Consider the following 4313-nt stretch of genomic DNA (forward strand, 5'->3'; position numbering starts at 1 on the left):
TGAAGAGCCTGCCGTGGTGGAACTGGAGGACCTGAGCCACGGCATGCGCCGCACAGAGGTCAGAAGCCGTGCCGGAGATTCTCACCTTGGTCATGTGTTCGCCGACGATCCGGAGTCCCCCAATGGCGTGCGCTACTGCATCAACAGTGCGGCTCTGCGCTTCGTCCCCTATGAAAAAATGGAGGCCGAGGGCTACGGATACCTCCTGTATCTGTTTGAGAAATGATTTCAGGTGCATACACATCAAGCGAAAAAGCAGGACGGCTATTCTTCAAAAGAATAGCCGTCTTTTTCTGGGAAGACAGCGAATGGGGCGCGGTTCAACACATTTGAGAAATCCCTTCGCTATGTCAATTCGTTTGATGTGACGGCTCTGATCGAAGCCATCTACGATATGGTCAATCAGAATCAGGCGGTGTGTCGAGTCCTGATTTTGGAGAATACAAACTCAACTGTCCTTATGCGGATGATTGCCCTGGCCAAGGATGACAGTATTGCCTACTGGCGGAAAGAACTGCCCAATGCCAGTGAAACAGATCTTGAGATGATGTATACCCATCTGCCAAATGGAATGATGCATATCGTCGTGGAGGGCTATGACAAGTACAGCAAGGATGAGATAATACGCTTTGTCAGCCGCGTGGTGAAAGCCAGCCTTCCGCTGTTCCAATCGCCCCAAAGACCTCTTGCTTAACATAGACCTTATGCTAGAATGGTATAATAATCTTTGCAAAATAGTCGATGGTCAAAGGAAAGGATGGAGCAGATTATGAAATCATTTCGGCAGACAATGCTGGCTATATGTGTTATTCTTATCGCTTCCGCATTCGCGGGCTGCGGCGCGGACACTGATTTGCCGGATAAGCGTTCGGCATTGGAAAGGATCGAGTACACAAACCTGAACGACAGCGGATCAAGGGCACTTTTGAAGGAGCTGCTCTCCGACACAGGCGTGCCGGACGGGCGTATTCAGAGCTTTTTCCGCCGTGCGGCTGAAAAACGGGGGCACAGGGCTTCCACCCCGTCAAGCTGGATTTGCACCATCAAATCCGTTGCTTGTCAGACCGATACCGCACAATTTTGCCATAAAGAGAACCCGGAGCACACAGCTGAATTTTAGGCTGTGTACTCCGGGTTTTGCTGCTTGGATTGGCGTTCATAAAGATGTTCAAAAGTTTATGTCAGTTTTTGCGATCAAAGGTTGTATCCCATTCGTGAGGGGGCTCTTCCTTTTTAGCAGGTAACAAATCATCAACCGGAAAACTGCTTTATTTATACTTCACTGCTTCATCTTCCTGACAGAAAAGAGTAAGAAATACACGGTCTGAATGAATTTCTGAATTAATAAAGAGATATAACGTTATAAAGTTATAAAGTTACAACGTCACAAAGTTACAACTTTTCGCTCTGCTCACCCGCCAGATACCGTTTGAGTAGAAATGCGCAAAAGTACGGAAACGTATAAATATCGTCACTAAAACCGACATTTCCGGCGGCAAATTTGATGCCATAGTGAATATCCGCATACTTATCACTGGTGATGAGTGTGCGGAGAGATTTCGCCGTACCTCTCTGGGCCTTGACCTCGACCGGAATGAGCGCGGATGCCGTTCGGACGAAGAAATCCTGCTCGAGCGTGGAATTCTCGCGCTTGTAGTAATACAGCTGATACCCGGCCTTGACGAGCGCTTCACCGACTACATTCTCATACAGCGCGCCCTTGTACACGCCGAGGTTTTTGTTGGCGCGCAAGTCCTCCTGCGCTTCCTCATCCAGCATGGCAATGAGCAGACCGCTGTCCGCAAAATACAGCTTGTACTTTGTCTCGTCGTAATTGCCCTTGAGCGGTAGTTCGGGGAAATTCAGGCAGTAGCAGATGGTGACCATGCCGGCATCGTTCAGCCACTCAATGCAGCCGCGGTAATCGCGGAAACGCGCACCGGACGCGACCTTGGAAATCTGGAATTTCTTGTTGTCCTTGGCAAGCTGGACCGGGATGTGCTGAAACACGTTCAAAATGCGGGTCTGGTCCATGCCGTCCGCGTATTTGCGGATATCTTCCTTGTAGTCCGCGATGAGCTGACGCTGGGTTTCGAGTGAGCCTTCAAACGTGCCCTTTTCGATGAACTCGCGGACAACGGCGGGCATGCCGCCGAGAATGCAGTAGTTAAGGAACAGCTCGCCGCAGACCGACATTTCCAGTTCGTTGAACGGCGTCAGCGTGCGCATGTGCGTCAGCATATCGTCAATAAAGGCATCGTCGTAGCCGCCGGCCCACAAAAATTCCTCAAAATCCAGTGAGAACATTTCGTAATCGGTCTTGTAGCCGACACTGTTGCTCTCAATTTTACGGTAGTTGAGACCGAGTATGGAACCGCTGCAAATGATGTCGAACCGTCCGTCGATCTTGAAGAATTTGAGCGCGGTCGCAATGTCGGGAAACTCCTGCAGTTCATCGAAAAAAATCAGGGTTTCGCCCTCAATAAACCGCTTAGACGGGTCGATGCGCGAGATATTTTTGATGATATCCGCCGCTTTGTAGCCGTCCGCGGTGATCATTTTGTACTTTGGCTCTTCCACGAAGTTGATCGTGATAACGCTCGTGTAGTTCTCTGCGGCGAAGCGCTGAATGGATTCGGTCTTGCCGACCTGCCGCGGCCCTTTGACGATAAGCGGCTTTTTATCCGGATTTGCTTTCCATTTCGACAGAAAAGCGTCGATTTTGCGTTTTAGATAGAGCATTTGGTTTCACCTCTTATGAGGGTATTATATCCCGATAGACGGAGAAATGCAATTGCCCGCACAAAATTAAAGCGAGAATTCTTAGCCTATTCACATTTTATGAGCGAATTATTACGGTTGAATCACATTTTTAAGTATCTGCTGCCGTGCGGCAGAGGATGTGCAGGTCGTGCAGCTAACCGGCATCAGCAAGTCCACGCTCATCCGCAAGAGGAAGCGGCGGAATATTTGATTCTAACTGTCAGTATCAGATTACTTCTATACGGCAAAAGAGTTGGCATCAGCAGATAATCTGGCTGATGCCAACTCTTTTTATGTTTTAAGACAACACCGCATCGACCAGCCGATAGCAGGTGATCCCGTCCTGATCCTGATACGACCGGAACTCCCCGGTGACCGTGATATCCTCGACCGGCTGACCGCAGGCGCAGAGCGAGAGCGCCAGAACACCGGAGAGCAGCGCGCAAAACGTTTTTCTCATGCCGATGCACCGCCTTTCAGCCTGCCGGCCAGCGTAAACAGGCAGAACGCCGCGATATCCACCGCAACGATGGTCGAGCCGACCGGCGTGCCCGCCAGAATGGACAGCAGGATGCCGCACACCGCGCAGAACACCGACAGCACCGCCGAGCAGAGAGGAGCACAGCGCGATGAGCACGCCCTTACCCCTGTATTACCCATATTTAATTCGAGAGCTTTACCTTGAGGGAAACGAGCGTAAATGTGCAATCGGTTTCCGCACCGAGCGTGATCATGCGGCACAGAAGATACACCACTGCCGCAGCGGCAGCACAGACAGCCGTGGCAGTGCCAAGGCTGTTCAGCAGGTTTTCGCAGAGGTTGATCTGGTGGCAGATGGCGCAGTCCGCGCCGGTGCAGTCATGGTCGGCCTCTGCGGTGATGAAGATAAGAGGGCACAGCATGGCAGCCAGCAGCAGCACCGCCAGCAGGATCTTCGCAATCCTGAGATGCTTTTTCATGTTGTGTCCCTCCTTTGATAACGTGATAACAGTTTTATTTGCGGCAGTTTCTGCACACGCCGAACAGCACGGTTTCGCCGCAGTCGAGCGCAAAGCCCTCGCGTTCGTCCAGCTGCGCGGTGAGCCGTACGGCAGTTTGCTCGGACAGGTGAAAGGTCTGTCCGCATTGGGTGCAGGTCATGTGCAGCACGCCCTTGCACGGCGCGGCATCGGTGTATTGATAGAATACCTCGCGTGTGCCGGGTCTGGCACAGCGGCGCACTTTCCCCTCGGCTTCGAGTGCCGCAAGATTGCGGTAAACTGCGCTCAGGCTGATTTTTTCAGCGGCGAGCGCCTGCGCGATCTGCCGGGTGGACAGATGCTCGTCCGGGTGTTCGCTCAGATAGTGCAGCAGCGCCTTTCGCTGCTGGGTGCTGTATTTTGACATAGCTGCCCCTCCAATCTGCGAACTATTCGCAAATTATTATAACACAGGTTTTCGGTTTGTCAATATGCGAATGGTTCGCAGATTGCAAAAAGCTGCCTCCGCTTCCTCTCCCGGATGAGCGTGGACTTGCTGATGCCGGTCAGCTTGACGACCTGCGTATACGA

General features: G+C 51.8%; 8 protein-coding genes. 3 read left to right on the forward strand and 5 right to left on the reverse strand.

Going from position 1 to position 4313, the window contains the following annotated elements:
• The 3 genes from DW724_RS15180 to DW724_RS15190 form a co-directional block, all read left to right on the forward strand.
• Positions 1 to 226: peptide-methionine (R)-S-oxide reductase (locus DW724_RS15180; protein ID WP_202183548.1), on the forward strand; the 226-nt coding region annotated here is incomplete at its 5' end.
• Between the two features lie 168 nt (positions 227 to 394).
• Entirely contained in the window at positions 395 to 694 is a 300-nt protein-coding gene (locus DW724_RS15185) for a hypothetical protein (protein ID WP_158580393.1), read from the forward strand.
• A 75-nt stretch (positions 695 to 769) separates the two neighbouring features.
• Entirely contained in the window at positions 770 to 1120 is a 351-nt protein-coding gene (locus DW724_RS15190; RefSeq protein WP_147358691.1) for a hypothetical protein, read from the forward strand.
• A 272-nt stretch (positions 1121 to 1392) separates the two neighbouring features.
• Here the strand turns inward: DW724_RS15190 and DW724_RS15195 are convergent, their stop codons facing one another.
• From DW724_RS15195 to DW724_RS15210, 5 genes are all read right to left on the reverse strand, one after another.
• On the reverse strand, positions 1393 to 2742 hold the full coding sequence (locus DW724_RS15195) for an ATP-binding protein (RefSeq protein WP_118762042.1): 1350 nt from the start codon (positions 2740 to 2742) through the stop codon (positions 1393 to 1395).
• Positions 2743 to 3061: 319 nt separating this feature from the next.
• Positions 3062 to 3223, reverse strand: coding sequence for a hypothetical protein (locus DW724_RS15720; protein ID WP_158580394.1), 162 nt, complete (start codon positions 3221 to 3223; stop codon positions 3062 to 3064).
• Complete coding sequence (locus DW724_RS15200; RefSeq protein WP_442861298.1) at positions 3220 to 3423, reverse strand: hypothetical protein; 204 nt, start codon at positions 3421 to 3423, stop codon at positions 3220 to 3222. The genes DW724_RS15720 and DW724_RS15200 overlap by 4 nt, the downstream gene beginning before the upstream one ends.
• Before the next feature lie 2 nt (positions 3424 to 3425).
• Positions 3426 to 3722, reverse strand: coding sequence for a hypothetical protein (locus DW724_RS15205; RefSeq protein ID WP_118361606.1), 297 nt, complete (start codon positions 3720 to 3722; stop codon positions 3426 to 3428).
• Between the two features lie 34 nt (positions 3723 to 3756).
• On the reverse strand, positions 3757 to 4149 hold the full coding sequence (locus tag DW724_RS15210; RefSeq protein ID WP_118762043.1) for a Fur family transcriptional regulator: 393 nt from the start codon (positions 4147 to 4149) through the stop codon (positions 3757 to 3759).
• Positions 4150 to 4313 lie beyond the last annotated feature (164 nt).

Source organism: Butyricicoccus sp. AM27-36 (genome assembly GCF_003480945.1).
Taxonomy (GTDB): Bacteria; Bacillota; Clostridia; order Oscillospirales; family Butyricicoccaceae; genus Agathobaculum; species Agathobaculum butyriciproducens.

Coding starts and splice junctions, on each gene's coding strand:
- DW724_RS15200 (WP_442861298.1), bottom strand. CDS start 3,423: ATGGGTAATACAGGGGTAAGGGCGTGCTCATCGCGCTGTGCTCCTCTC.
- DW724_RS15720 (WP_158580394.1), bottom strand. CDS start 3,223: ATGAGAAAAACGTTTTGCGCGCTGCTCTCCGGTGTTCTGGCGCTCTCG.
- DW724_RS15205 (WP_118361606.1), bottom strand. CDS start 3,722: ATGAAAAAGCATCTCAGGATTGCGAAGATCCTGCTGGCGGTGCTGCTG.
- DW724_RS15195 (WP_118762042.1), bottom strand. CDS start 2,742: ATGCTCTATCTAAAACGCAAAATCGACGCTTTTCTGTCGAAATGGAAA.
- DW724_RS15185 (WP_158580393.1), top strand. CDS start 395: ATGGTCAATCAGAATCAGGCGGTGTGTCGAGTCCTGATTTTGGAGAAT.
- DW724_RS15190 (WP_147358691.1), top strand. CDS start 770: ATGAAATCATTTCGGCAGACAATGCTGGCTATATGTGTTATTCTTATC.
- DW724_RS15210 (WP_118762043.1), bottom strand. CDS start 4,149: ATGTCAAAATACAGCACCCAGCAGCGAAAGGCGCTGCTGCACTATCTG.